Source organism: Roseibium sp. MMSF_3544 (assembly GCF_030732845.1).
Taxonomy (GTDB): Bacteria; Pseudomonadota; Alphaproteobacteria; order Rhizobiales; family Stappiaceae; genus Roseibium.
In genome coordinates this window covers 191,343-217,099 of sequence record NZ_JASHKA010000001.1, presented here as the reverse complement: position 1 = coordinate 217,099, position 25,757 = coordinate 191,343, and the positions used below count along the sequence as shown (strand labels likewise).

The window sequence follows — 25,757 nt, the reverse complement described above, 5'->3', positions numbered from 1 at the left end:
TATGGCACCGTTGCTCGCCATGTCTGGAATCAAGAAACACTTCGGTGGCGTCCCTGCCTTGCGAAGTGCCTCCCTTGAGGTTGCCCCCGGAGAAGTTCACGCGCTGATCGGCCAGAACGGTGCGGGGAAATCGACCCTCATCAAGATCCTGACCGGTCTCTACCGAAGGGACGAGGGCGACATTCAATTCGCCGGTCAACCGAGCTTCCTGTCCTCACCCGGTGAGGCCCAGAGCGCCGGGATCGCCACGATCTACCAGGAGCTGAACCTGGTTCCACTTCGATCGGTCAGCGAAAACGTCGTCATGGGCCAGGAACCGAGGTCGTTCGGCTTCATGATCAACTGGCCGGAAGCGCACAAACGCACCCGCGACATCCTGTCCCGCTTCGGCATCGAGATTGATGTGACTGCCCCTCTCGGCAGCTACTCGACAGCCATCCAGCAGCTGGTCGCAATCGCACGCGCTGTGTCCATGGACGCCAAACTCGTCATCATGGACGAGCCGACTTCGTCGCTGGACAGCTCTGAAGTCGAAATCCTGTTCGGGGTTGTCCGGGAACTGAAATCCTCCGGCGTCTCCGTTCTTTATGTCTCTCATTTCCTCGACGAACTGTTTCAGATCTGCGACCGGGTCACGATCATGCGAGACGGCCAGACAGTTGGCTGCCGCGAGATCGCCGATACGTCGAAACTCGATCTGATCGCCGCCATGCTCGGCCGCGATGCCGATGAAATTGCCGCGGAGGGTCTCACCGAGCTTGCCGGTGGCAAGAAGGCATACGACGAGATTGTTCTCGATGTCGACAAGGTGGCAACCGGCCCGCGTCTGACGGATTTTTCAATGACCCTTCACAGGGGCGAAATCGTCGGGCTTGGCGGGTTGCTCGGCTCCGGCCGGACGGAAGCTGCCCGCAGCATTTTCGGGCTCGATCACACGACCACCGGCTCGATGCATCTCAACGGCAAGGCATTCAAGCCGTCTGAACCTTCCGAAGCGATCCGCGCAAGGATCGGTTTCCTGACCGAAGACAGAAAGGCCGAAGGCATCGTCCCACACATGTCTGTGCGGGAGAACCTGACCCTCGCCCTGCTGCCCAGTCTTCGCAAGAATGGCCAGATCGACCTTGAGCGTGAAAAGAAACTCGTTTCGGAATTCATCCAAAAACTCGGCATCAAGACATCCCACATGGACCAACCGATCCGCGAGCTTTCCGGGGGAAACCAGCAGAAAGTCCTGCTTGCGCGCTGGTTGGCGACCAGGCCGGATATCCTGATTCTGGACGAACCGACGCGCGGGGTCGACGTCGGCGCGAAACGCGAAATCCAGGCGATCATCCGGAACTTCGTCGACGAGGGCCATGCCGTCATCCTGATCAGCTCCGAATTCGAGGAGCTCGTGGAAGGTGCCAACCGCATCGTCGTGATGCACGAAGGCAAAGCGGTTTCAGAACTGACAAACCCGGGAATTACCGAAAACGCCCTGGTCAAGGCGCTTGCTCACCATGAGGACGCCGCGACATGACCAGCCTCACATCAGAAGGGCCCATGCGCACTGACATCACCACACGCCTGAAGCACCACGGGGGTCTTGTCGCGCTGGCGATTATCCTCCTCTTCAACATCGTTGTGACACCGAATTTCCTGCAGGCTCAGACGCTTGCGGTGAACATTTCACAAGTTGCCACAATCGCAATCGTCGCAATGGGCATGACACTTGTGATCGCAACCGGGGGCATCGATCTGTCCGTCGGCGCAGTCATGGCGCTTTCAGGGGCGCTCGCACCCCTAATCTTCCTATCGGATTTCGGCACCGCCTACCCGGCGCTCGGTCTGATCGCCGCGCTCTTGTTTCCTCTCGTGGCAGCGCTTGTCTGTGGGCTCTTCAACGGGGTGATCGTCGCGGTTTTGAGAGTGCAGCCCATTATCGCGACGCTCATCCTGTTCATTTCCGGACGCGGTATTGCGCAGGTTCTGACCAACGGAAATCTGCAGACCTTTTCAAACCCCGAGTTCAGCTACCTCGGCACGGGCAAGATCCTTGGATTCCCCTTCCAGGGCTGGCTGGCGATTGCCATCGCCTGCCTCCTGTTCTGGCTTGTCAACAGAACGGTTTTCGGCAGGTACCTGCTTGCGATCGGCGGTAACGAAAGGGCAGCCAAACTCGCCGGCGGCCCGGTTCGCAGCGTCAAGATCGGCGCTTATGTGATCTGTTCTGTCCTGTCCGGACTGGCTGGCTTGATCGTCGTCGCCATCAACTCGGCATCGGACGCTGCCCGCAACGGCAACCTGATGGAGCTTGACGCGATCGCCGCCGCTGTCGTCGGGGGCGCTCTCCTGCAAGGCGGCAAGGCTCCAATATTCGGCGCCATTCTCGGTGCGGTCATCATTCAGCTCGTGAAGTACACGCTGCTTGCAAACGGGGTCGAGGACGAAGTCGCCCTCATTGCCAAGGCCGCAATCATCCTGGCTGCCGTTTACATCCAGCAGGCGCGAAAGGAATAACGACGTGCTTGACCAGAACGCCTTTGACCTTCGCAAATACATCTCGCGCAATCCGCAATCCGTTGCGGTGTGGATTGCCCTGTTCGTGCTGATCGGTTTCGGTCTGCTGCGTTACGACAATTTCGGCAGCGCCTACAACATCACCTCGTTCCTGAATTACAACGCCATGTTCATCGCGATTTCGGTCGGCATGTGCTTTGTCATCCTGACTGGTGGGATCGACCTTTCTGTCGGCTCTGTCGCGGCCTTCACGTCTGTCGTCGCGGCCTATCTCAGCCCTTACGGCATCGAGGTGGCAATGCCGCTCGCCATCCTGTCCGGCGTCGGCTTCGGGCTTTTCAATGCGATCTGCATTGTTTACGGCCGGATCCCGCCTTTCATCACAACGCTGGCCACGATGCTCGGCGCCAAGGGCGGCTCGCTGGTGATTTCCGGTGCCCAGACAATCGCAGTCGACTGGGGCTCCAACTTCACTCAGCTCGGCATGGAAAAGGCATTCGGTGTCGTTCCGTGGACCATCGTGATTGTCGGCATCCTGATCGTCGGCCTATGGATCGTTCTGGAAATGACCAGCCTTGGCCGGACGATCCTGGCGGTGGGTGGCGGTGAAGACGCTTCCGTCATGATGGGACTGAAGGTCAATCGGGCGAAGATCTTCGTCTACGCACTATCGGGCGGCTGTGCAGGTCTTGCAGGCGTCTTCCTGGCATCCGGCTTCGGCGCTGGTCAGCCGCTGGAAGGCGTTGGCTGGGAATTGTCAGCAATTGCCTCGGTGGTTGTCGGCGGGACGCTTCTGACCGGCGGAATGGGATCAATCCCCGCCACCGTTGCCGGAGCCCTGCTGCTCGGGCTCGTCTTCAACATCCTCAATTTCGAAAACGGCAAGGGCTGGATCAGCTTCAGCGCCTACTGGCAAATGGTCATCCGTGGGGCCTTCCTCTTTGCTGTGATCCTCTTCCAGACGCGCGTCATGAACCGCCGGTCCACGGTGGAGTTTGCCAAATGACCGCAATCCGGGAGATCCGAACGCAGTTGTTTCAAGTTCCCCTTGCCGAGGTGCTGGTGGACGCGAAGCACGGCGATCACACCCAGTTTGAACTCGTTACCGCGACTATTATCCTGAGCGACGGAACGCAGGGAACGGGCTACACCTACACCGGAGGGAAAGGCGGCCACGCGATTGCCGCCATGATCCACCACGACCTTGCGCCGTTTCTGCTGGGCCAGGACGCAGGTCCGGTCGAGAACCTCTACGAAGGCATGCAGTGGCATATCCACTATGTAGGCCGCGGCGGCATCGCCTCCTTCGCAATTTCAGCACTGGACATCGCGCTGTGGGATATCCGCTGCAAGACGCGCGGATGGCCGCTCTGGAAACTGGCCGGTGGTGCGGACAACCGATGCAAGGCCTATTGCGGCGGTATCGATCTGAATTTTCCGCTGCCGAAGCTTCTGGACAGCGTTCAGGGATACCTCGATCGCGGCTACAACGCCGTGAAGATCAAGATCGGCCAGCCGACGCTCAATGAAGACATCTCCCGGGTCGCGGCCGTCAGGGAACTCATCGGACCTGACGTCACATTCATGGTCGACGCCAACTATTCCCTGTCCGTTGACGAGGCGATCACTGCGGCAAAGGCGTTCGAACCCTTCAATCTTACCTGGTTCGAGGAGCCGACGATCCCGGACAATTACAAAGGCTATGGCGAAATTGCCGATGCGACCGGTTTTCCGCTTGCGATGGGCGAAAACCTGCACACGATCCACGAATTCGAATATGCACTGGACCAGGCCAAGCTCAGCTTCATTCAGCCGGACTCGTCCAATTGCGGCGGGATAACCGGCTTTCTGCAAGTGGCGGAACTGTCGCGGCAACACGGCATCCCGATTTGCAGCCACGGGATGCAGGAACTCCACGTCAGCCTTGTTTCCGCACAGGAGAATGCTGGCTGGATCGAGGTTCATTCCTTCCCGATCGACCAGTACACACAAAGGCCATTGCAGGTGGAGGACCACCTGGCCGTGGCACCGGACACGCCGGGCACAGGCGTTGCCTTCGACTGGGCACGGCTCGAGCCCCACAAAATCCTGACATACTAGAGGCGCAGATGATCAGCCAGGCAGCCGTCTATCGCGGCGACAAAACCTTTACCCTTGAGCAAAAGGACGTGCCGGACCCCGGACCCGGCGAAGTGCAGATAAAGGTCGCCTATTGCGGCATATGCGGCACTGATCTGCATATCTACCTTGGGCATATGGACAAGCGGGTCGGCTTCGAGCGCACCATCGGGCACGAAATGTCGGGAACGATTTCTGCCCTCGGAAGCGGCGTGGACGCTCTGGCGGTCGGTCAGCGGATCGTTGTTCGCCCGCTCGACCATTGTGGCGTGTGCCCTGCCTGCCGCGCGGGCCACGAGCACATCTGTCACAACCTGACATTCATCGGCATCGATTCAGAAGGTGCGTTTCAGGAATACTGGAATGTTCCGGCTCATACGGTTCACGTGCTGCCCGAGGAGCTGGATCTTGCGCATGCAGCACTGATCGAACCGCTTGCCGTCGCCTGCCACGACGTCGAACGCGCCAAGGTCGCACCGGGCGAAGACGTGCTCGTCATTGGCGGTGGGCCGATTGGCCTGCTTGTGGCCCTCGTCGCACGTTATGCAGGCGGCAATGTCACGATCAGCGAGATCAGTGAAAACCGCCTCGCCTATGCCGAACGTCTCGGCTTTTCAACAATCAATCCGAAAACGTCTGACGCTGTCGCGCGGGTCAATCACCTGACCGGGTCCAAGGGTGCTGACGTTGTCTTCGAAGTCTCCGGCAGTCAGCCCGGCGTCGATCTGATGACCGCAGCTGCGGCGACGCGGGGACGCATCGTCATGGTGGCAATCCATGCAAGCAAACCGAATGTGGACATGTTCCAGTTCTTCTGGCGCGAACTGGAACTCTTCGGCGCACGGGTCTATCGCCCTGAAGACTACGATCAGGCCATGCGTCTGCTTGCCGAAGGCGTCGTTGACTGCGGTTCCTTCATCACAGACGTACAACCGCTCAGCGACATTCAGTCGGCGTTCGAGGCACTGACGCAAAATCCGAGCGCAATCAAATCGATGATCAAGATAGCCGGGAACGAAGAATGAGCGTTTTGGACAGCTTCAGCCTTGTGGGAAAATCGGCTCTTGTCACCGGCGCAAAACGCGGTATCGGCAAGGCCATGGCCGTAGCGCTCGCCGAAGCCGGGGCCGATATCATTGCAGTCAGCGCAAGTTTGGAGGCCTCCGGCAGCGACGTCGAAAGAGAGGTGACGGCGCTTGGACGGAATTTCCATGCCTACCGCTGCGATTTCGCCGACCGAGCCGCATTGACGACCTTCGTCAACACCGTGAAGGACAATCACCCCGTCATTGACATCCTGGTCAACAATGCCGGCACCATCAAACGCGCGCCGATACCGGAACATGGCGACGATATCTGGGACGAGGTCATTGAGGTCAATCTGTCTTCTCAATTCGTCCTGACCCGCGAAATCGGCGCCCGCATGGCGGAGAACGGCTCCGGCAAAATCATCTTCACCGCGTCGCTGCTTACGTTCCAGGGCGGAATAACGGTCCCCGGCTACGCCGCATCCAAGGGAGCAATTGGCCAGCTGACGAAGGCGTTTGCGAACGAATGGGCGGCCAAAGGCATCAACGTCAATGCGATCGCGCCAGGTTACATTGCGACCGACAACACAGAGGCGCTGCGGAACGATCCGGTGCGCTCCAAGGCAATTCTTGAACGCATTCCGGCCGCGCGCTGGGGAAAAGCCGAGGATTTCGCAGGCCCGGTCGTTTTCCTTGCCTCAGCTGCCTCGGACTATATGAATGGCTCCATAGTGACGGTCGACGGCGGCTGGATGGGACGATAGCTCCAGTTTTGTTTTGAAGGTCTGCGCGCCGCGTTTCAACCAGGAAGCCGGACGCTGTCCGCTCACTTGACCCCATTCACGTTCAAGAACACCGAATAAAGCGAACTCGTGCCTGCGATGAAAAGGCGATTGAGTTTCGGACCGCCGAAGCAGACATTGCCGACAAATTCCGGAATACGGACCTTGCCGATCAACGCACCGTGCCGGTTGAGGCAGTGCACGCCGTCGGCGGCCGAACTCCAGATGCGGCCGTCCCGGTCAAGGCGGAAGCCGTCGAAAAGTCCATTTGTGCAGACCGCAAAGATACCCCGGTCTTCCAGCGTTTTGCCGTCGCTTCCGACCTTGAACTTTTCGATATGCGCGGGTCCGTCTTCATGATGGGTGATGCCGGTATCGGAAACGAAGAGCCACTCCTCGTCCTCTGAAAACGCCAGCCCGTTGGGCTTGTAGAAGTCACTGGCAACCATCTCTACGGCGCCGGTTTCGGGATCGGCGCGGTAGACATGGCACGCCCCGATTTCGCTTTCAGCGCGGTCGCCCTCGTAGTCCATCAGGATGCCGTAAGAGGGATCGGTAAACCACACGGATCCGTCCGATTTCACTACCACATCGTTCGGAGAATTCAACCGCTTGCCGTTCCAGTGGGACGCAATGACGGAAACCGACCCGTCATGCTCTGTTCTTGTGACGCGGCGGGCGAGATGCTCGCAGGTGACGAGACGACCCTGGTTGTCGACCGTGTTGCCATTGGCGTTGTTCGATCCCACACGAAACTCCGACACGGACCCGTCCGTCTCGTCCCAGCGCATCATGCGATTGTTGGGAATATCCGACCACACGAGATAGCGGCCCGCAGGGAACCAGGCCGGTCCTTCAGACCAGCGCGCGCCCGTCCACAGCCGTTCGACGCGTGCATGGCCGACAAAACAGGCTTCAAACTCCGGTTCAATAACTTCGAACCCGGTTCCTTCCAAAACGCCAAACATCACAATTCCCGCTGTTTTTCGTAAGATCGACCATGGAACTCAGGCCGCTTCATGCCCCAGCCCTGCTGTTCCATCCTGTTGCCCGGATGGGCCGGATCCGGACCCCAGATCGCCTGGTAAGTGTCCACTGCCCGCCCCTGCCGTTGGAGATAGACCGATATTGCCGCCAGAACGGCCCACCACGCAAGCAGCATGAGCCACATCCAGTTGGGTGCATTCGCCGTCCAGATCCCCGTTGTGATGGCACCGACCATAAGTGCAAGGGCCAGATAACCACAGCCTTTGTGCACCCGTTCGAAAAGCAGTCTGTGAGGTGTCATGTCATAGTGATCGCCACGCAGTGAGCCGTCTGCACGCGGGTCGGTCGGACCACCTTTCGACCCTCTGAATAGACCCGACAGCGCCTGGACGGCGGCCAGGACTAGGATGGCGTATCCGAGCATCCGGTGCACGATTGCTTCGCCGGTGTTTTGAGGCGATGCCAGGATCAGGGCGAGTCCTATGGCCGTTAGAAAAAGAACCAGTGTCTGCGTCATCCAGTGGCTTCGCCACCAGAATTTGTTGTCTAGCTCCCGCGGCCAGTCCTGTCCGGGAAGCACCTTGAAGTACCGTGCAATGATGATGGCAAGTGGCGTGAGAATACCCCAACCGAGCACCATGAAGCGGGCGTGCCATGACAGCGCAATACCCACCTCATGTGGCCTGGCCGGATCGAGCGGCGCTATCAGCCACTCCAGGATCATCCCTTGACGGCCCCCGCCGTCATGCCGGTGATGATCTGCTTCGACGCGACAAAGGTGAACAGGATCGGCGGGATCGCCAGAAGCATGCCCGTCGCCATGATGACACCCCAGTTGATGTCATATTCCGTGATCGAGTTGACGATGGTGACGGGCACAGTTCGTGTTGACCGGCCAGATAGGGCATTCGCCAGGAGAAACTCGTTCCAGGCGATGCGGAAGGTGAAAATCGCAGCGGCGGCAAGGCCCGGCTGGATAATCGGCAAGACGACGAGAAAGAAGACCTGAAACGGATTTGCACCGTCCATGCGCGCAGCTTCCTCCAGCTGTATCGGCACCTGCACGATGAAACTTTGAAGGATCCAGATCACAAAGGGCAGGTTCATCGCCGTGTAGATCAGGATGATCCCGGCGTAGGTCTGGTCGAGGCCGTATTGGAAGGTCCAGATCCCGAAGACAGGCACCAGAAGAACCGCCGGCGGAACCATGCGCATCAACAGCGTCGTCATGGAAACGGTACCCCGGCCCATGAATTTGAAGCGGACAAGGGCATAGGCAGCCATGCAGCCGATTGTCAGCGTCAGCCCGGTTGAGACGAGACCGACGATCAGGGAGTTGATAAGCGCGCGGCCGAAGGTCGGGTCGCAATAATCGACGTGGTCGGCCTCGTACCAGAGGAAATTACACAGAACCGTCTCGTAGTTCTTGATGGTCGGCGAGAAGAAGAACGCCGGCACGGACGCATCGTAGACGTCGACATTGGTCTTGAAGGACGTTGCCAGCATCAGGGCGATCGGTCCGACGCTCATCACCACCAGCGCGGCAATCAGGGCGTAGAAGGCCGGGTTCTGTTTTTCGGTTTGTGTGGCCATCAGTCGTCGTCCTTTTCGGCGGCTGCGCGTTGCCGGGCGACGCGTGCTTCCTGCACGCGGCTATAGGCAAACATTCCGATGGTAATGGCCATCAGCATCATCAGGAGAAGGTTGGACATGGCAGCCGCCTCGCCAAGTTCCTGGAATTCCTGCGCCGTACGGAAGATGCGCAGTGCCAGGATTTCCGTGGAGAGGCCGGGGCCGCCATTGGTGAGCACCAGGATCACCTCAAGCACCTTGAAGGCGTCGATCAGCCGAAGCAGAAGCGTCACGATCAAAACCGGCATCATCAGCGGCAGTTTGATCAGGATGATTTTCTGCCATTCACTCGCCCCGTCGATTTCAGCAGCTTCCAGTGCCGAACGCGGCAGGGACTGCATGGCGGCAAGCGCAAGAATGAAAATGAACGGCGTCCACTGCCAGACATCGGCAATCACAATCGCGATGAACGACCAGGTGCTGTCGGAAAGCCAGGGAATGCCCTCGAACCCGAAGCTTTTGAGCGTGCGGTTAAAGATGCCGACGGTCGGGTGATACATGTAGCGCCACATCAGACCGACCACGATGGGTGCAATCATCATCGGCAGGATGAACACCGTCCGCAGCACCGCCATACCCTTGATGTTCCGGTCAAGCAGCAGCGCCAGACCGACACCCAGGAACATTTCCAGCGTCACCACGATTGCGGCAAAGCGGATGGTGACCCAGAAGCTTTCGCGGAAGGCTTCGTCACCCCACAGATTTACATAGTTCCGAAAGCCGATGAACTCGGCCTGACCGATCCGCTGGCTCGGGCTCCAGTCCAGAAAACTCGCGTAAATCATGTATCCGATCGGATAGAGCAACGCGAAGATCAGGATAATTCCGGCCGGTGCCAGAAACATGTATGGGGTCAGCCGGTTGGCCTTGATCGCAACACTCATTGCAGATCGCTTTCGGTCGTGTTGGAAAGAGCCCCGCAGCGGTCGTGCCGCGGGGCAAAGTCAGGCTTACTGGGTCCAGGTGTAGTACCCGGCCTCATCCATGAGCGCCTGGGTGCGCTCGGCAACACCGTCCAGCGACTCCTGAACAGGAGCGTCCTCGGTGATGATCTTGGACAAGGTTGTGCCGAGATCCGCATTGATCTTGCCCCAGACCGGGATGATCGGACGCCAGTCCGGGTCAGCATTCTTGAGTGCTTCACCGAAGGTCGCCATATGCGGGAACTTCTCGTTCACGTCCTCATCGGCATGGGTCGAATAACGGGACGGATTGCCGCCCGCCATGGCGATCAGCTTGTCGGCCTTTTTCGACGTCAGCCACTGCATCAACAGGAACGCAGCATCCTTGTTCTGGGCGTTTTTCGGAATGCCGATCCCGAAGCCGCCGGTTTGGGAACCGGCTCTGACGCCAACCGGATGGGGTGCCCATTCAACAAGTCCGACCACTTTGGACTTGTCAGGATTGTTGACCTGACCGGCAAAGACGGTGGAATCGAGGAACATGGCGGAGTTGCCCTGCAGGAAAGAAGCCCCTGCTTCCGCGAAACCGAAGGTCTTGGAGCCTTCCGCGCCGCAATTGACGATTTTCTTCAGCGCCTCTGCGGCCTGCACACCTTCTGCGTTGTTGACGATCGGTTTCCATTCGTCGTCAAAGATGCGGCCGCCGAGCGGCGCAAGATGCAAAAGGAACGCATGGCTGGCGTGGTGACCGGAGGCCGCCCGTGACGCCAGACCACCCATGCCGGGTTCCAGTTCAGGAATCTGACATGCGAGTTCAAGGAGCTCGTCATAGGACTCCGGCACCTTCAATCCGTGCTTGTCGAAAATATCTTTCCGATAGCCGAGGATGGAGGTCTCGGAGCCGAACGGCAATCCGAAGAGCGAGCCGGTCGGGCCCGGCAGATAGCCCTTTTTGCCACCGGCAACGCCGATATTTGCAACATATCCGTCAATCAGATCCTCAGCATCGTAATTGGGATCCGCCAGTTTCGGGTTCATGAAGAACCGGGCCAGGTTTTCAAGCTGGTCCGCATAAACATAGTCGGCCTTGGAGAAGACCACATAGGCGATCAGATCATAGTCGCCACGGTTCTTGGTCAGTTCAAGGGTCTGGCGTTCGCGCATCTTGAGATACTGAAGCTGGTCAACCTCAACGTTGATACCGGTTTCCTTGGTGAATTCCGGCAGCACTTTCATCACCGCATCAAAGTGCGGATGCGCCGGGAAATTGACGACCAGCGTCTCGCCCGCGAATTCTTCGTACGGATTGGCAAGCGCAGCCGTGGCGCCAAGCGCGAGACCTGCGACAGCACACACCGTCGATTTCAGATAGTTCAGCATTCATTCCTCCCTTAACAGCAAGGTTCAGATCACCTGATGGCAACCTCTGTTTCACGGTCGAACATGTGAATGCCCTCCCTGTTGACCGCAAATCTCAGTGTTTCGCCCAACGCGATGGGCGTTTCAGACTTCAGTTCGACCTCGACCTTCTGGCCGCCGCAGTCGCACAGCAGTACCGACTGCGCACCGATGTATTCAGAGACGATCACCTGGAGATCGATCGACTCATGCTCAGGCGCATCCGGGCTGTAATGGAGATCCGACGGGCGGATCCCGAGCGTCACCCCTTTCGAGGACGCAGACGAAACCGCCGCGGCCTTTTCATCGGGCAACACCAGTTCGAAGCCGTTGCCGCTCACGAACGCCCTGCCGGAAAGATCCTGCACCTCGGCTTCCAGAAAATTCATGGGCGGAGATCCCAGAAATCCGGCAACGAACTTGTTGGCCGGACGCTTGAACAGCTCTTCGGGTGTGCCCTGCTGCTGGATATAGCCGCCATGCATGACCACGATCCGGTCCCCAAGCGTCATCGCCTCGATCTGGTCGTGGGTGACGTAGATCATGTTCTTGCGCACTTTCTGGCGCATCAGCGCGAGTTCGGCGCGCATCTGACCTCGGAGCTTGGCGTCAAGGTTGGACAGGGGTTCATCGAACAAAAACGTGCCCGCGTCCCGCGTCAGGGCACGGCCCATGGCAACACGTTGCCGCTGACCGCCGGAAAGCTCGCCTGGCTTCCGGTGCAGAAAGTTCGTGAGGCCGAGCATGTCGGCAACCTTGCCGACCTTCTCGTCGATTTCCTTTTTCGGCCGGCGCTGCAGGCGCAGCGCAAACGACATGTTTCGGGCAACGTTCATATGCGGATAAAGCGCATAGTCCTGGAACACCATCGCCAGGTCCCTGGCCTTCGGTTCCAGATTGCTCACGGGCCGGTCATCAATGAAGATCTCTCCGTCGCTGACCGACTCCAGACCGGCGATCATGCGCAGCGTCGTGGATTTGCCGCAGCCGGATGGCCCGACGAGAACCGTAAACTCGTTCTCTTCCATTTCCAGATTGATGCCGTGCAGGACTTCAAAGTCACCGTATCGCTTCACCAGATTTTCAAGTCGGATACGCGGCATAGTTCCCCCCGGGCCGTCAAAACTTCATATGTGACCGGTCACAGTTTATATGTTACCGGTCACAATAGCACAAGTGTTATCGATAACAAGTCTTAAATCCCGGATTAATCGACTTGGATATTTTTGGGTGGGTTTGTCAGGTGCTCTGACGGAATTCGACTTCAGAGGGAACGTGAATATGCTGGGGCTGATCGGAGTTGGATGCTCCGGAAAGAAACAGTTGTTTCAGCAGCTTGCCGGTTTCGCATCCGATACGGATGGGATCGACGACCACCGTTGAGAGCTTCGGCACTGCATAACGCGACACTTCAAAATTACCAAAACCGGCGACGGCGATGTCGCCGGGAACATTGTACCCTTCCGAAATCAACCGGCTTTGAACACCGAATGCAGCCACGTCGGAAACACAAAAGACACAATCCGTGTCCGGAAAGTCAGACAGAAGCTGTGTGACCGCTTCCGAGCCGTTGTCGATGGTCAATGGCGGGATGCCGTAGCGGATCATGCGGTGAGCGGACAGTCCCGCGTCGCGCATTGCCTGCAGGAACCCGTTGCGCCGCGAAGCGCCACGTGTCCAGTCGTCCTGCCCTTCCCCAAGAAAGGCAATCCGGCTGTACCCTTTCGCAACGAGCTGCTCCGTCATGCGACGCGCCGCATCGAAATTCGAGAAACCCACCGTGTGTTCGATCGGGTTTTCGGGTGTTTCCCAGATCTCGATGACTGGCACATTTGCCTCCCGCATAAGCCGAACCGTGCGATCGGTGTGGCCGTCATAGGAGAGCACGATCGCCTCGGGACGGCGCCGCAGCATCGTTTCCAGGATCTCCTCTTCGCGCTCTGCCGAATAATCGGTGTGACCAAGAAGAATTTGCAATCCTATTTCTTCGAGTTCCTCGGTAAGCGCCTGAACTGTCAGCGCAAAGTGAAGATTGTTGAGAGACGGAAGCAGTGTTGCCACGAAGCCGGATTTGCGGGTTGTCAGACTGCCCGCCATCTGGTCCGGAACGTAGTTCATCTCGCGAACGACCCGGAGAATATGTTCCCGGGTTTTCAGCGAAACCGGACTGTCCTTTCGCAGGGCCCTTGAAACGGTCATTCGGGAAACGCCGGCTGCCCTGGCGACATCCCGCATGGTAACCGGTCCCCGTTTTGCACCGCTCTTGGTCAATTCCGAACCCTTTGCTCGACAGCCCGTGTAAAATGGCGAAAGCGCCACCGGCGAGGAGTATACCGGCAGCGCCTCCTTTTGCACGCTAGGGTCGGATCACCAGACAATTTCTGCGATCCACCCCGGCGTCCTTACCGCTCAAGGGCACCAACGCCGGAGAAACGGAAAGCTTCCGTCTGCAAGGCATCAAGGTCTTCAGCGCTCAGTTGATCATGGGCAACCGTGATCCGGCCCAGGAAGACCAGCGGCAGCTCATCGCCCCTGTTTTCCAGATCCGCCTTGATCGCTTCAGCGGTCGCCGCTCCGACGTCATCGCCCATGCGCATCGGCGTGGCGTTAAGCTCGCCACGGCGGATGGCGTCGAGTTCCAGCCCCGTGCCACCCCAGCCGGTCGAAAAGACGTCCTTTTCCTTACCTACGGCGACCTGTGCTTCCACGCTGCCCATGGCCATGGCGGTGTTGGCGTTGTGAATGATCGTCGCTTCCGGATAGGCCTGCAGGATCAGACTGGTGCCTTCGTATCCGCCTTCACGCTGGTATTCGCCATAGTGCTCGTAAGCAACTTTCCAGTTGCCCTTTTCCATGACGCAGTCCTTGAAGTCGCCGGATCGTTGATTGTCGGTGATGCCCGGAATACCCCGGTTCATCGCCATGGTGACATCATTGCCGAGCCGCTCCAGCATGTAGTCGCACATCACCAATGCGCCTGCCGCAGACGAAAAGTCGAACCAGACATCCGGCTGGTTTTCCAGATCCTTGAGCGGCGTATGGAAGGCCCAGACGTAAGTCTTGAATTCGTCATTGCCGGCCAGCTTGTCGATGTTGTCGGCCTGAATGGCGAGCTCGGAGGGTCCAAAAATGACGTAGTCATAGATGTCGCCGTCCTGCAGAACCTGGTTGGCATAGGTCGATTGCAGCGAATGCTCGATCTGCCGGCTGGCGAACTCGGTCGTGTTGTACTTGATCCCGAGTTCCTCAAGACGCTTGGTCATAGCCAGATAGTTGCGCGCCCAGAAGTCAGAGGTGTCAGCCGAAGGATAGATCAGTGCGATCTCCACCGGTTTCTCCTGGCTTCCGGAGAACGGCACGCCTTCCGCACCGACAACCGCCTGAAGCGCTTCAAGCTTGCCTTCGGCATTGACCTCGCCCGGCACCCAGTAGTCGCGATCGGCATGACCAGGCAATTCCTTCAGGGGCAGATTGCCCTGAGCCATGGCGCTGGTGCCGGTCAAGAGTAGAAGGCACAACGTCGATTTCAGCAGTTTCATCACAAATTCCTCCCTTTAGATGAAGTCCGCGGTTCGGAAACTCAGCCGCTGGCAACGGGTGCACCGGCAAACAGAGTTCCAATGAGAAGCAGGAGTGCAAGCGCTGCGACCAGGCCGCCTGACAGGCGCAACAGCCGGATGCTTTCCGGTGTCTTCAAGCCCGCAAGGAAGCCCTTGGCACCGTCGCGGTCTTTCTTCTGCAGCCAGGTGTAGAGCGCAACTGACGCCACGATCACCACACCGGAAGCCACCGACTGCCAGAAGAATTCGATCCTGAGCGTCACGAGCGCATTGATCATCATGGACAGCAGCAAAACGCCTGCAAGCGACCCGAGCATCGAGGCCCGTCCACCAAACAACGAGGTTCCACCGACCACGACAGCCGCGATCACATGCAGATTGAAGTAAGGCGCTGACGTTGCCTGAATGGCATTGAGCTTGCCCGTCAGCATGATGCCCGCGAGAGCCGCCGAAGCGCCCATCAGCACATAAGCGTAGATCTTGTAGCGGTCGACCGCGATCCCGGTCATTTCAGCCGCCTCCGGATTGGAGCCGATCGCGACCGTGTAGCGGCCGAAATAGGTCTTCTTCAACAGCCAGTAGCCGAGCGCCATCGTCAGAAGACCGATGACCACCGGAACCGGGATGAAGCCGGGGATCTGGCCTCTGCCGATATCCGTCATGATTTCAGGAAAGCGCGCCAGCACGAGTCCCTTGGCAATCACCAGGGCGAACCCTCGGTAAACCAGGTCCATGGCCAGCGTTCCGATCAGGTCGGGCACCTTGAACTTGGTAATCACCAGACCGTTGATCAGGCCGAACAAGGCACCCAGAACCAGCGCGACCGCGATCGCGACCGGTGCCGAGAAGCCGTATTGCTTGATCAGGAAAGCCATGATGATGGAAGTCAGGGCTGCGACTGACCCGATGGACAGGTCTATGCCACGCTGGGTTATGACGAAAGTCATCGCCATGGCCATGGGCATGTAGAGCGCCGCGTCCAGTAGAATGAGGTTCAGGTTCGACAGGCGGAAATAGCGTGCCGGTTCGGCGACCCCCATGAAGAGCAGGATCGCCAAGATCATGACCATCGGGCCAACGATCGCCAGAAACGGTTCGATCCGGTCTGAAAACTTGGTTGGTCCGTCTGTTTGTGTTGCCGTTGCCATCCCAGCCTCCTATGCCGCTTCTTCCGCGCCCACGATCAGGGCGAGAACGTCCTGCTGCGTGCATTGCGAGATGTGAACCACACCGGCGCACCGGCCGCGCCGCTGCACGTGAACCCGGTCGGCGACCTCGAACACATCGTCCAGGGAATGGGAGATCAGAATGACCGCCAGCCCCTGCTCCTTCAGTGCCTTGATGAGTTTCAGGGTCCGTGCCGTTTCCTGAGGACCGAGCGCTGCGGTCGGCTCGTCCATCACGAGGACCCGGAGGCCCTCGTGATAGACCGCCCGCGCGATGGCCACTGCCTGCCGTTGGCCTCCCGACAGGCTGGAGGTCGGCACATCAAGCGAACGCAGCCGCACACCGAGGCGCTCAAACAGGACGCGCTCGGTTTCCGACCGCATCTTTTTATTGTCGAGCATGGTGATGCCGAGGAAAGAGCGGGTCAGCTCGTTCCCGAGAAACATGTTGGATGCAGGGTCGAGGTGATCGGCGAGCGCAAGCGTCTGGTAGACCGCATCAATGCCCTCGTCGATCGCATCGGAATGGCTGTTCATGACCAGCTTTTTACCGGCAACGAAAATCTCGCCTTCTGTCGGCTGATAAACGCCGGTCAGGATCTTGATCAGCGTCGACTTTCCCGCGCCATTGTCGCCGACGATTGCCAGCACTTCTCCGGCATAGGCATCAAGGTCCACTTGCGTAAGTGCTTTGACGCCACCGAAACGCTTGGAGATGTTGCGCATCGTGACCAGTGGACCGGACTTGTTCTCGTCCAAAGACATGTCGTTTCCCTGAATTTTGGACAAACCTTCCCTGTCCGCGGCGATGCCGCGGCAAAAAGATCTGCAGCTGCCTGAGTTGGTTCTGTCAGCAGGCCGCCCGCGGCTGCGTCAGGCGGCCCGCTCTACGCAATCCTATTTGCCCCAGATGGCGGAATAGGCTTCGCGGTAAGGCGTATCCGGGTCGAACGAATTGCTGTCGCCCATCTTTTCAAGACCTGTCTGCGTGACCAGCGCCGGAGACGTGATGTAACCAGAGCAGGGTTCGCCCTGAACGGCCCGGTTCAGTTCGTCAACGAGCTGCCATCCCTGCAGGTTCAGCGGCTCAGCCACCGTAATGGTCTGGTATCCGCCCGTGCGGATCCGCTGGAAGGCGGCTTCCGAACCGTCCCCTGCCGAGCCCGCCTGCGGGCCGTCGGCCGCGGAAATGCCCGCCGAGGCCAGCGCCGGTCCCATGAAGTCGAAATAAAGGTCGTTGATCGCCAGTGCGTGGGTCCAGCTGTCGCCGTACTTCTGAAGTAGACTCGTGGTCAGCGGCCCCATACGGGTCGAGGTGTCTGCAATCGGCGTGTCGACATATTCGAGCACCTTGCCGCCTGCAGCTTCAACGGTTTCCTTCAGCCGATCAGCTTTGTCGATAGCGATCTGGTAGGTTGAATCGGTGAAGATGATGACACCGATATCCTGCCCGCCGTCCTCGATCGCCCAGTTGGCGGCAACCTCGGAAACCGTCATCGCATCGGTTGAGATGTTTGCGAAAATACCGCCGGGTGCATCACATCCGATTTTCGGGCCGGAATGCCAGGCCACCATTGGAATGTTCGCAGAGACCACACCTTCCAGCGCTGCCTGCTGCTCAACGGCATCAAAGCCGTTGATGACGATCCCGTCCGGCTGCAGCGCAAGCGCCTGTCCGATGGCGCCCGTACGCCCCTGAATGGAGCCGGCGCCGTCCAGGACACGCACTTCCCAGCCGATCTTTTCGGCGGCTTCCTCGACACCGTTGGTCACGCCGAGAATGCCACCATTTTTCAGATCAGCGGCCACCACCACGATGGTCTTGCCATCCGCCGCGGTGGGCCCGGTCGTCGGGCCATCCCAGGCGGTCTCTGCAGAGGCCGGCAGAGCAATGCCTGCGAGCATCGTGGTGGCCAGAACGGCCTTCAGGAAATCACGTTTTTGCATAGTATCCTCCCTTTGCAAAAATCTTACTTTTTCGCAGCGCCTTTGCGGCGTTGCGCATAGCCTGCAATGCCGATTGCAATCAGCAGCGTGACACCGTTGAAGAGCGGCTCGACCCAGAACGAGCCACCGAATTGCTGAATGCCCGAGATACCGACTGCCAGGATGGCCACGCCCACGACGGTGCCCCAGACATTGACCCGTCCGGGCTTGATTGTGGTGGAGCCCAGGAACGCGCCGACCAATGCGGGCAGCAGGAATTCCAGCCCGACACTTGCCTGTCCGATCCTGAGTTTCGAGGCCAGCAGCACGCCTGCGAGCGCGGTCATGGTCCCGGACGCCATGAAAGCGCCGATAACGTATTTGCGTGTCGGAATACCGTTGAGCTGCGCCGCCCTCTGGTTGGCGCCGATCGCATAGAGATAGCGCCCCACTGGCGTGTACTCGAGAATGAGCCACATGCAGACCGTGATCGCGATCAGGTAGTAACCGGTGATCGGAAGCCCGAATACGAAAGTCGTGCTCAGAGCGTAGAAACCATCCGGCAAGACACCGACCATCTGACGGCCGCCTGTGTGCCACAAGGCGATCGCGTAAAGAACCGTGCCGGTGCCGAGCGTTGCAATGAAACTGTCGATCTTGGCAACTTCCACCAGCAGGCCGTTGAAAAAGCCGGTCATGGCGCCGAGCATCAGGACAATCATCACCGCCATCGGCCAGGGGATGCCGAGCAAGGTCTGCAGACTGATCGCCAGGATGTGCCAAAGCACAATGCCGTAGCCGACCGTCAGGTCAATCCGGCCCGCCGCCATCGGGATCATTGCGCCAAGAGACAGCAAGGCGATGATGGCCTTGTCCGAAATGATCGCCCTCAGGTTCAACAGCGTCGGAAACGTCGTCGGCAACAGCACCGAAAACAGGATGATTAGCAAAATGGTCAGGATCACAAGGCCATAGACCGGAAGCAGCCGAAACAGCTTACTGCGGATCGACAGGCCTTCCATTTCCGACTTGGTCGGCTCCAGAGCATTGGATTCAAGTGACTGCATCAGTGTTTCCTCAGGCGGCCGCGACGTTGCTGGCCGACGCGGCCTGGATCAGGTTTTCGGTCGACAATTTCGTTCCCGACAATTCTCCGACAATTTTCCCCTGGCTGAAAACAATTGCCCGGTGGCAAATGGTTGCGACTTCCTCAAAATCCGTCGACACCAGCAAGATGCCGACGCCTTCCAAAAGTGCCTTGTTGAGGAGCGCATAGATTTCCGCCTTGGCACCGACATCGACGCCTGCGGTCGGGTCCTCGCAGATCAGCAGCTTCCGTTTCGTCGCCAGCCATCGCGCGATCACGACCTTCTGCTGATTGCCGCCCGAAAGCGCTTCGATTGCCATGCTCTGGTCGTTGGGGCTCAATGCAACTTCGCGGCCGATCGTTTCCGCCATTTTTGTTTCTGCGTCCGGAGACAGGATCGAGAACAGGCCGCGACCTGTCGCTTCGGGGTTGAGAAACGTGTTTTCACGGATCGTCAGTGGCAATGCGACGGACTCTTCTGTCCGGTCACGCGCCACAAGACCAACGCCGGAATCGAGCGCCGTTTTTGGAGATCTGAGATCCGGCTCGCCAAGACCGGCAAGCTCGACTTTTCCTTCATGCGGCTCAAGACCGTAAAGGGCCCTGGCCAACTCTTCATGTCCTGCCCCGCGCAGGCCGACCAGACCAACCAGCTCATTCCGCCGCAGCGTGAAGTCGACCGGACCAGCCGTCCTCGTCTTCAGATCGGTGACGGTAAGGACCGGCTCTCCGGCCGCTTCGGTCAGCTTGCTGACTTGCCGGGTCTTACGCCCGACGATCATGTGCACGAGCTCTTCAGTGGTGGTGTGCTGGATCGACCGGACACCAACCAGTTCGCCGTCCCGCAGAACCGCGACCCGGTCGGCAATCTGAAAGATTTCATCGAGACGGTGCGAAACATAGATCATGCCGACACCACGATCACGCAACGGCCTGAGGGCTTCGAACAGGCGGGACACTTCGTCCGTCGGCAGCGAAGCCGTCGGCTCGTCCAGCACCAGAAAATCGCAATCAACGGCAAGCGCACGCGCAATGGCAACGAGGGATTTTTCTGTCCGCGACAGGTCTTGAACTCTTGTCGACGGGCTGAAGTCGCATCCGACCTTGGCGAGCGCCTCAAGAGCGAACGTGTCGGCGTCTGGCCATCTGATAAGCCCGAACTTTTTGGAGAAGCCCAGCGCCAATGCCATGTTTTCGGCAACGGTCATCCACTCGATCATGCCCAGGTCCTGGTGGATGAAGGCAACGGCCTGCCGCTGCCCGAAGCCACCGGGCCGGTGCTCATAAGGTTCGCCGTCGATCAGGACACGGCCCGCATCCGGCTTGTGAATGCCACCAAGGATCTTGATCAGGGTGGATTTGCCGGCGCCGTTCTCGCCCAGAAGGGCAACGATCTCTCCCCTGTCGATCGACAGAGAGACGTCGCGCACGGCGTAAGTGCCGCCGAAATGTTTTTGAATGCCGTCAAAGAAAAGACGGTTCTTCAAACTGCCTGGCACGATGATCCTCCCAATCGCCACCTTCTCCGACTTTCCGCCTCGTCCTCAAGACAGAAGTTGAGTTACCGGTAACGTAGGTTTATCATCCGCCTGTCACATTCCGAAGTCAATAAAAAAGTTATCGATAACGTTAAATTTGACGAGACAGAAAATATCTAGCAAAAACAACAAGATAAGCCTATCAGAGGTTGCCCAGGCAGCTGGCGTGTCGAAAATGACCGCGAGCCGGGTTCTGCGTGACGAAGGCGGATACTCCGAAAAGACCCGAGTCAAGGTCATGGCCGAGGTCGAGCGCCTTGGATATCTGCCGAACCGGATTGCAACGGTCTTTGCCGGCGACAAGCGCACGACATTTGTCGGCGTCAGTATCCCTGATCTCGGCAACGAGGTCTTCACGCATGTGCTGGAGGGCATCGACCGCAAACTCGTCAGCTACAACCACCAGACAGTGCTGGGTATGACCCAGCATGCACAGACAGAAGAAGAAACCTGGATCGAAACGGTTCTGTCCTGGAAGCCGGCAGGACTGATCCTGACAGGCCGCGCGCACACGCCGCGCGCCGTTCAACTGCTCAAGAGCGCACACATTCCGCTCGTCGAGATCTGGGACCTGAACTCGAGCCCGATCGACATGTGCGTCGGCCTTAATCACTTTGACAGCGGTTACGATATGGGCCGGTTTTTGGTCTCGAAGGGATACAAGCGTTTCGGCTATGTCGGCACGTCGCACGATGCCGCCAACGCGGCAAACTCGCGTCTCAACGGCTACGCAAAGGCAATCGACGATGGCGGCGGGCGGCTCAGCAAACAGCTTTGCCTGAATGATATTCCAGGATTTTATCCTGGCTACTATGGAACCGAACAGCTTCTATCCTCGGACCCGAGCGTGGAAGTCATCTTTTTTCAGAACGACAACATGGCCGTCGGTGCAGTCCAGTTCTGCGAAGCGCAGAAGATTTCCATCCCCGGGGACATCGGCATTGCAGGCTGGGGCGAATTGCCGATCGCCTCTGTTCTGCCCTACCGGCTCACAACGGTTCAGGTGAACCATTTGCGGATCGGTCAGCTCGCGGCTGAGAACCTGCTTCTGAGGATCACGGGCGACACAGCCAGCCCGGTCAGCGACGTCGGTTTCAATCTCGTTCCAGGAGACACCGTCTGACACATCAGTGTGGGGCGAGGAACCAGATCCAATAGCTGACTTCTTCCAAAACGCCGGTCGTTCGGGCAGTATGTTCAACCACAGAAAATCTAGGTCGTGTTGCCAAGGTCGAGAGTCAGGGGACAGAGCTGGCGGAATTCCGCAAGCTCGCCATTGTCACTTTCCAAGATAGCCTTTGCGACAGCCTCTCCGAGGCGGCGCCCGTCCGTGCTGATCGTCGTCAAACGGGTGTTAATTGTCTGCTCTCGCGACGTGCCGTTAAAACCCATGACCCGGACGTCTTCCGGAACCCGATAGCCTGCGTTCAACAGTGTTCTGAGCCCCCCGATCGCCATGGCATCGTTGAGATAAAAGATACCCTCGACGGACAGTCCGCCTTCGAGCAATTGCCGCGTGAGAATTTCGCCGCTCTCCGCCTGACGCGGCAAGTGCGGCTCCGTAATGACACTCACCTCGACGCCTGCTGCGTTCATGTCCGCCATAAAACTCTCCATCCGTCGCGAGGCGCAGATATCGAGCTGTGTTTCCGCGCCAACATAGGCGACCCTGTTCAACCCGAGCCCCAGGAAGTGAGCTGCGGCAAGCTTCCCGGCCTCGATATGTGACGGACCGACATTCACTTGACCTTGCGGGTCATCGCCGTCCCAGATCTGGATATGAGGCACCTTAAATCGCTTGAGCAGTGCCTGTGTGCGTTTCGTTGAATCGATACCGCCGCTTCGAATGAGAAATGCCGGCCGCAAACTGAGTAGTTCCTGCACCTGGCGTTCCTCTATCTGTGGATCCATCCGGCTTTCGGCAATGAAGATCGAAAGCGATGCCTGATCCAGGAGGCCATGCAGGCTACTTATGATCTCGGCATAGATCGTGTCTGCAATGGAAGGAATCAGAACCGCGACCAGCATGCTCTTTCTTGTGCTGAGCGAACCGGCAAGCCGGTTCGGAACATAGCCAAGCTGGTCGGCTGCCTCGAAAACACGTGTTTTTGTCTCGTCGGAAATTGCGCCGGTTCCGCGCAGGACTTTCGAAACAGTCATCGTGCTGACTTTCGCTAACCTGGCGACGTCCGCAAGCGTGACCATTTCAGTTCCCCCATTTCCCGCCCAAAACAAACGACTTCCAAATAACTGGTGCCGCGCCGTTGACAATCTATCTTGTTATCGATAACACATAAACAAGGTTATCGATAACCTTTTGTTGTTTTCGTGCTTGAACGATCAACTTTCGGGAGGAAACGTTGGTTTTTTGGCGGTGGTTATGGCGCGTCATTGACTGGGCGATGGCGGCATTGCTTCTGGCGATGATCGTGTTGGTCTTCACCAATGTGGTTCTGCGTTATGGATTTTCGTCCGGCCTGAGGCCTTCGGTTGAACTTTCCCGTCTCGGGCTGGTTTGGGTCGTCATGCTTGGAGCCGCCGTCGTTCTGCGCCGCGAAGAGCATCTGGCGGTGACTGAAGTTGCAGAGGCATTTCTGCCACGGCTCGTGCCGTTTCTCCGCCGCCTCGCCTATCTCGTCATTCTGGTATCGGTCCTGATGCTGTTTTGGGGAGCGTTTCGTCAGATGAACGCCAACTGGAACAATATTTCCCAGCTAACAGGCTTGCCGTCCGCGCTTTTTTACCTGGCCGGTGTCGTTTCCGCCGTCCTAATGACGATCATCGCAGCCGTGCGCATTGTCTCGCCTGATGCAATGAAACTTGATGAAGAACAGGAGGAAACCCAGTGACCCTCCTGCTTTTCCTCGGAGTTTTGATCGGCGCGATCCTGCTTGGGCTGCCGGTGGCCTTCGCCCTGCTCCTGGCAGCCATCGCACTGATGCTGCAGCTGAACCTGTTCAGCGCCGATATCCTTGCGCAAGCCTTGATAAACGGCGTCGACAGCTTCCCGCTGCTTGCAATTCCCTTCTTTCTGGTTGCCGGAGAGGTCATGTCGTCGGGCGGCCTGTCCCAACGCATTGTGCGCATGGCGGTGTCCATGATCGGACACAAGAAGGGCGGGCTCGGCTATGTCGCGATCCTGACCGCGATCCTGCTTGCCGGCCTCTCGGGGTCGGCGGTCGCCGATGCAGCCGCACTGGTCGCGATACTTTATCCAATGATGCAAAAGGCAGGTTATCCCGGCGGCCGGTCCGTTGGCCTCCTTGCCTCAGGCGGCATCATTGCACCCGTGATACCGCCATCACTGCCGCTGATCCTGATCGGTGTCGCCGGAAACATCTCAATCAAGAACCTGTTCCTTGGCGGTATCGTTCCCGGCCTCATGATGGGCGGTGCGCTGATGCTTGTCTGGTACCTGCTGATGCGCAACGAAAACCTCGAAACGCTCGAACGCGCGACGGCCGCTGAGCGCATCGCAGCCGTAAAGGACGGCGTGTGGGCCCTTTTGCTGCCGGTCATCATTATCGGCGGCATCAGATTTGGCGTCTTTACCCCCACAGAGGCGGCGGTTGTCGCTGCCGTTTACGCGATTTTCGTCTCGACGGTCATCTACAGGGAAATGACCTTCCAGCGTTTCCTGAAAATTCTTGTCAACGCAGGCCGTTCGACGGCAATGGTGATGTTCCTGGTCGGGTGCGCGATGGTGGCGGCCTGGCTGATCACGGTCGCTCAATTGCCGCAACAACTCGCCGCGCTGCTCGGACCGCTCGTGGAAAATCCGCGCTTGCTGATGGCAGTGATCATGGTGCTCGTCCTGTGTGTCGGCATGGTGATGGACCTCTCGCCAACCATTCTGATCCTGGTTCCCCTGCTCATGCCCGTGGTGAAGCTGGCGAATATCGATCCGGTCTATTTCGGCCTGATGTTCGTCATCAACTGCTCTATCGGGCTGATCACCCCACCGGTTGGAACCGTCCTGAATGTCGTCTGCGGTGTCGGCCGCGTGCCCATGTCTTCGGCGGTGAAAGGCTCCTGGCCATTCATCGCGGCCTACCTGGTGCTTCTGGCGCTCTTCGTCGCGTTCCCGAGCATCATCACAGTTCCGATGAAATGGTTCATCGGTTGAGAAGGGAGGAATTCTCAATGAAATATCAATTGAAGCAGATTGGTCTGGCAACACTTGTCACCCTGGGCATGGCGACGTCATCAATCGCGGAAGTCACGCTGAAGTTCGCCCACGCGGCGCCTGAGACCGATCTCCAGCAGGATTTCGCGAAATTCTTCCAGGAGCAGGTCGATGCGCGAACCAACGGCGAGGTCAAGGTTCAGATATTTCCGCAAGGCCAGCTTGGCAACGATGCAACGATGATCGACGGCGCTCGGTCCGGCATCATCGATGTCGTTATGGTCGGTCTCAACAACTTTTCAGGCCTGATGCCGGAATCGGCCGCCTTCACGCTTCCCTTCATGTTTCCAACACGCGAGACGGCCTATTCGGTTCTGGATGGGGAAGTCGGTCAGGGCGTCCTGACACAATTCGAGGATCACGGTCTGAAGGGACTCGGCTTTCCGGAAAACGGCTACCGTAACATGACCAACAACAACGGTCCGATCCGCACTCCGGACGACGTCAAAGGTCTGCGAATGCGCGTCAACAATTCCAAAGCCCTCAATGACATGTTCAACGCACTGGATGCCAATCCGCAGCAGATCCCGGTGGCAGAACTCTATACGGCCCTTGAAACTGGGGTCGTCGACAGCCAGGACCACCCGATCGGTGTTACTCTGTCCTTCAAATTCTACGAAGTGCAGGATTACCTGAGCATGACGCAGCATGCTTACTCGCCACTGGCGGTCGCAATGAACCTCAACAAATTCAATAATCTGACAGAAGACCAGCAAAAGACCGTGCTTGAAGTCGCCGCCGAAGCGGTTGCCATGCAGCGCGAGTTGAGCATCGCCAAGGAAGACGAAATGATCGCGTCTCTCGAAGAGTCCGGCATGAAGGTCAATCGCGATGTCGACGGAGCAGCGTTCCAGGAAAAGGTCAAACCAGTCTGGGAGGCATTCATCGCGCAGAATGGCGACACCCTGGTGAAAGCCATTCTTGAAGCTTCGCAAAACTAAAGCA

Annotated in this window: 24 protein-coding genes; 10 read left to right on the top strand and 14 right to left on the bottom strand. The window is 58.3% G+C overall.

Annotation, left to right across the window (positions count from 1 at the left end; genetic code table 11):
* The first annotated feature begins 1 nt into the window (after position 1).
* From RBB47_RS00985 to RBB47_RS00960, 6 genes are read left to right on the top strand one after another with little or no spacing between them, the layout of a single operon-like run.
* Complete coding sequence (locus RBB47_RS00985) at positions 2-1,522, top strand: sugar ABC transporter ATP-binding protein (protein ID WP_305983845.1); 1,521 nt, start codon at positions 2-4, stop codon at positions 1,520-1,522.
* Positions 1,519-2,502, top strand: a complete 984-nt coding sequence (locus RBB47_RS00980) for an ABC transporter permease (protein WP_371932721.1) — start codon at positions 1,519-1,521, stop codon at positions 2,500-2,502. The genes RBB47_RS00985 and RBB47_RS00980 overlap by 4 nt, the downstream gene beginning before the upstream one ends.
* Before the next feature lie 4 nt (positions 2,503-2,506).
* A complete protein-coding gene (locus RBB47_RS00975) occupies positions 2,507-3,508 on the top strand; it encodes an ABC transporter permease (protein WP_305983844.1) in 1,002 nt (333 codons plus the stop codon).
* The gene (locus RBB47_RS00970) at positions 3,505-4,602 is read left to right on the top strand and encodes a mandelate racemase/muconate lactonizing enzyme family protein (RefSeq protein ID WP_305983843.1); all 1,098 of its coding nucleotides are present in this window, start codon (positions 3,505-3,507) and stop codon (positions 4,600-4,602) included. The genes RBB47_RS00975 and RBB47_RS00970 overlap by 4 nt, the downstream gene beginning before the upstream one ends.
* A gap of 8 nt (positions 4,603-4,610) precedes the next feature.
* Positions 4,611-5,645: a zinc-binding dehydrogenase gene (locus RBB47_RS00965; protein ID WP_305983842.1), complete on the top strand. Its 1,035-nt coding sequence runs from the start codon at positions 4,611-4,613 to the stop codon at positions 5,643-5,645.
* Positions 5,642-6,412 carry an SDR family oxidoreductase gene (locus RBB47_RS00960; RefSeq protein ID WP_305983841.1) on the top strand — a complete coding sequence of 257 codons (771 nt, stop codon included), beginning with the start codon at positions 5,642-5,644 and terminating at the stop codon, positions 6,410-6,412. Before RBB47_RS00965 ends, RBB47_RS00960 begins: the two co-directional genes overlap by 4 nt.
* Positions 6,413-6,474: 62 nt before the next feature.
* Here the strand turns inward: RBB47_RS00960 and RBB47_RS00955 are convergent, their stop codons facing one another.
* From RBB47_RS00955 to RBB47_RS00895, 13 genes are all read right to left on the bottom strand, one after another.
* Positions 6,475-7,398 carry an SMP-30/gluconolactonase/LRE family protein gene (locus RBB47_RS00955; RefSeq protein WP_305983840.1) on the bottom strand — a complete coding sequence of 308 codons (924 nt, stop codon included), beginning with the start codon at positions 7,396-7,398 and terminating at the stop codon, positions 6,475-6,477.
* Positions 7,398-8,141 carry a cytochrome b561 domain-containing protein gene (locus RBB47_RS00950; RefSeq protein WP_305983839.1) on the bottom strand — a complete coding sequence of 248 codons (744 nt, stop codon included), beginning with the start codon at positions 8,139-8,141 and terminating at the stop codon, positions 7,398-7,400. Before RBB47_RS00950 ends, RBB47_RS00955 begins: the two co-directional genes overlap by 1 nt.
* Positions 8,138-9,010 carry a carbohydrate ABC transporter permease gene (locus RBB47_RS00945; RefSeq protein WP_305983838.1) on the bottom strand — a complete coding sequence of 291 codons (873 nt, stop codon included), beginning with the start codon at positions 9,008-9,010 and terminating at the stop codon, positions 8,138-8,140. The genes RBB47_RS00950 and RBB47_RS00945 overlap by 4 nt, the downstream gene beginning before the upstream one ends.
* The gene (locus RBB47_RS00940) at positions 9,010-9,933 is read right to left on the bottom strand and encodes a carbohydrate ABC transporter permease (protein WP_305983837.1); all 924 of its coding nucleotides are present in this window, start codon (positions 9,931-9,933) and stop codon (positions 9,010-9,012) included. The genes RBB47_RS00945 and RBB47_RS00940 overlap by 1 nt, the downstream gene beginning before the upstream one ends.
* Before the next feature lie 66 nt (positions 9,934-9,999).
* Positions 10,000-11,331, bottom strand: a complete 1,332-nt coding sequence (locus RBB47_RS00935) for an extracellular solute-binding protein (RefSeq protein WP_305983836.1) — start codon at positions 11,329-11,331, stop codon at positions 10,000-10,002.
* Positions 11,332-11,360: 29 nt separating this feature from the next.
* On the bottom strand, positions 11,361-12,452 hold the full coding sequence (locus RBB47_RS00930) for an ABC transporter ATP-binding protein (RefSeq protein ID WP_305983835.1): 1,092 nt from the start codon (positions 12,450-12,452) through the stop codon (positions 11,361-11,363).
* 136 nt (positions 12,453-12,588) lie between these two features.
* Positions 12,589-13,584, bottom strand: a complete 996-nt coding sequence (locus RBB47_RS00925; protein WP_305983834.1) for a LacI family DNA-binding transcriptional regulator — start codon at positions 13,582-13,584, stop codon at positions 12,589-12,591.
* Positions 13,585-13,751: 167 nt separating this feature from the next.
* Complete coding sequence (locus RBB47_RS00920) at positions 13,752-14,888, bottom strand: substrate-binding domain-containing protein (RefSeq protein ID WP_305983833.1); 1,137 nt, start codon at positions 14,886-14,888, stop codon at positions 13,752-13,754.
* A 41-nt stretch (positions 14,889-14,929) separates the two neighbouring features.
* Positions 14,930-16,057: an ABC transporter permease gene (locus RBB47_RS00915; RefSeq protein WP_305983832.1), complete on the bottom strand. Its 1,128-nt coding sequence runs from the start codon at positions 16,055-16,057 to the stop codon at positions 14,930-14,932.
* A 9-nt stretch (positions 16,058-16,066) separates the two neighbouring features.
* Positions 16,067-16,840 carry an ATP-binding cassette domain-containing protein gene (locus tag RBB47_RS00910; RefSeq protein ID WP_305983831.1) on the bottom strand — a complete coding sequence of 258 codons (774 nt, stop codon included), beginning with the start codon at positions 16,838-16,840 and terminating at the stop codon, positions 16,067-16,069.
* 132 nt (positions 16,841-16,972) lie between these two features.
* A complete protein-coding gene (locus RBB47_RS00905) occupies positions 16,973-18,022 on the bottom strand; it encodes a substrate-binding domain-containing protein (protein ID WP_305983830.1) in 1,050 nt (349 codons plus the stop codon).
* A gap of 23 nt (positions 18,023-18,045) precedes the next feature.
* Positions 18,046-19,068 (bottom strand): ABC transporter permease, encoded by a 1,023-nt coding sequence (locus tag RBB47_RS00900; protein ID WP_305983829.1) that lies wholly within the window; start codon positions 19,066-19,068, stop codon positions 18,046-18,048.
* Between the two features lie 10 nt (positions 19,069-19,078).
* Positions 19,079-20,587, bottom strand: a complete 1,509-nt coding sequence (locus RBB47_RS00895; RefSeq protein WP_371932720.1) for a sugar ABC transporter ATP-binding protein — start codon at positions 20,585-20,587, stop codon at positions 19,079-19,081.
* Between the two features lie 136 nt (positions 20,588-20,723).
* Between RBB47_RS00895 and RBB47_RS00890 the strand changes: the two genes are divergently transcribed.
* Positions 20,724-21,749, top strand: a complete 1,026-nt coding sequence (locus RBB47_RS00890) for a LacI family DNA-binding transcriptional regulator (RefSeq protein WP_305983828.1) — start codon at positions 20,724-20,726, stop codon at positions 21,747-21,749.
* An 89-nt stretch (positions 21,750-21,838) separates the two neighbouring features.
* Here RBB47_RS00890 and RBB47_RS00885 read toward each other — a convergent pair whose 3' ends face one another.
* The gene (locus RBB47_RS00885) at positions 21,839-22,831 is read right to left on the bottom strand and encodes a LacI family DNA-binding transcriptional regulator (protein WP_305983827.1); all 993 of its coding nucleotides are present in this window, start codon (positions 22,829-22,831) and stop codon (positions 21,839-21,841) included.
* Positions 22,832-22,986: 155 nt separating this feature from the next.
* On the opposite strand from RBB47_RS00885, the gene RBB47_RS00880 reads away from it, so the two are divergent.
* From RBB47_RS00880 to RBB47_RS00870, 3 genes are read left to right on the top strand one after another with little or no spacing between them, the layout of a single operon-like run.
* A complete protein-coding gene (locus RBB47_RS00880) occupies positions 22,987-23,475 on the top strand; it encodes a TRAP transporter small permease (protein WP_305983826.1) in 489 nt (162 codons plus the stop codon).
* Positions 23,472-24,752 (top strand): TRAP transporter large permease subunit, encoded by a 1,281-nt coding sequence (locus tag RBB47_RS00875; RefSeq protein WP_305983825.1) that lies wholly within the window; start codon positions 23,472-23,474, stop codon positions 24,750-24,752. Before RBB47_RS00880 ends, RBB47_RS00875 begins: the two co-directional genes overlap by 4 nt.
* A 17-nt stretch (positions 24,753-24,769) precedes the next feature.
* Entirely contained in the window at positions 24,770-25,753 is a 984-nt protein-coding gene (locus RBB47_RS00870) for a DctP family TRAP transporter solute-binding subunit (RefSeq protein ID WP_305983824.1), read from the top strand.
* Positions 25,754-25,757: the final 4 nt, after the last annotated feature.

Excerpts from the sequence above, each read along its gene's own strand:
- RBB47_RS00985 (WP_305983845.1), top strand. The coding sequence starts at position 2 with ATGGCACCGTTGCTCGCCATGTCTGGAATCAAGAAACACTTCGGTGGC.
- RBB47_RS00980 (WP_371932721.1), top strand. The coding sequence starts at position 1,519 with ATGACCAGCCTCACATCAGAAGGGCCCATGCGCACTGACATCACCACA.
- RBB47_RS00970 (WP_305983843.1), top strand. The coding sequence starts at position 3,505 with ATGACCGCAATCCGGGAGATCCGAACGCAGTTGTTTCAAGTTCCCCTT.
- RBB47_RS00965 (WP_305983842.1), top strand. The coding sequence starts at position 4,611 with ATGATCAGCCAGGCAGCCGTCTATCGCGGCGACAAAACCTTTACCCTT.
- RBB47_RS00960 (WP_305983841.1), top strand. The coding sequence starts at position 5,642 with ATGAGCGTTTTGGACAGCTTCAGCCTTGTGGGAAAATCGGCTCTTGTC.
- RBB47_RS00955 (WP_305983840.1), bottom strand. The coding sequence starts at position 7,398 with ATGTTTGGCGTTTTGGAAGGAACCGGGTTCGAAGTTATTGAACCGGAG.
- RBB47_RS00950 (WP_305983839.1), bottom strand. The coding sequence starts at position 8,141 with ATGATCCTGGAGTGGCTGATAGCGCCGCTCGATCCGGCCAGGCCACAT.
- RBB47_RS00945 (WP_305983838.1), bottom strand. The coding sequence starts at position 9,010 with ATGGCCACACAAACCGAAAAACAGAACCCGGCCTTCTACGCCCTGATT.
- RBB47_RS00940 (WP_305983837.1), bottom strand. The coding sequence starts at position 9,933 with ATGAGTGTTGCGATCAAGGCCAACCGGCTGACCCCATACATGTTTCTG.
- RBB47_RS00935 (WP_305983836.1), bottom strand. The coding sequence starts at position 11,331 with ATGCTGAACTATCTGAAATCGACGGTGTGTGCTGTCGCAGGTCTCGCG.
- RBB47_RS00930 (WP_305983835.1), bottom strand. The coding sequence starts at position 12,452 with ATGCCGCGTATCCGACTTGAAAATCTGGTGAAGCGATACGGTGACTTT.
- RBB47_RS00925 (WP_305983834.1), bottom strand. The coding sequence starts at position 13,584 with ATGCGGGATGTCGCCAGGGCAGCCGGCGTTTCCCGAATGACCGTTTCA.
- RBB47_RS00920 (WP_305983833.1), bottom strand. The coding sequence starts at position 14,888 with ATGAAACTGCTGAAATCGACGTTGTGCCTTCTACTCTTGACCGGCACC.
- RBB47_RS00915 (WP_305983832.1), bottom strand. The coding sequence starts at position 16,057 with ATGGCAACGGCAACACAAACAGACGGACCAACCAAGTTTTCAGACCGG.
- RBB47_RS00910 (WP_305983831.1), bottom strand. The coding sequence starts at position 16,840 with ATGTCTTTGGACGAGAACAAGTCCGGTCCACTGGTCACGATGCGCAAC.
- RBB47_RS00905 (WP_305983830.1), bottom strand. The coding sequence starts at position 18,022 with ATGCAAAAACGTGATTTCCTGAAGGCCGTTCTGGCCACCACGATGCTC.
- RBB47_RS00900 (WP_305983829.1), bottom strand. The coding sequence starts at position 19,068 with ATGCAGTCACTTGAATCCAATGCTCTGGAGCCGACCAAGTCGGAAATG.
- RBB47_RS00885 (WP_305983827.1), bottom strand. The coding sequence starts at position 22,831 with ATGGTCACGCTTGCGGACGTCGCCAGGTTAGCGAAAGTCAGCACGATG.
- RBB47_RS00870 (WP_305983824.1), top strand. The coding sequence starts at position 24,770 with ATGAAATATCAATTGAAGCAGATTGGTCTGGCAACACTTGTCACCCTG.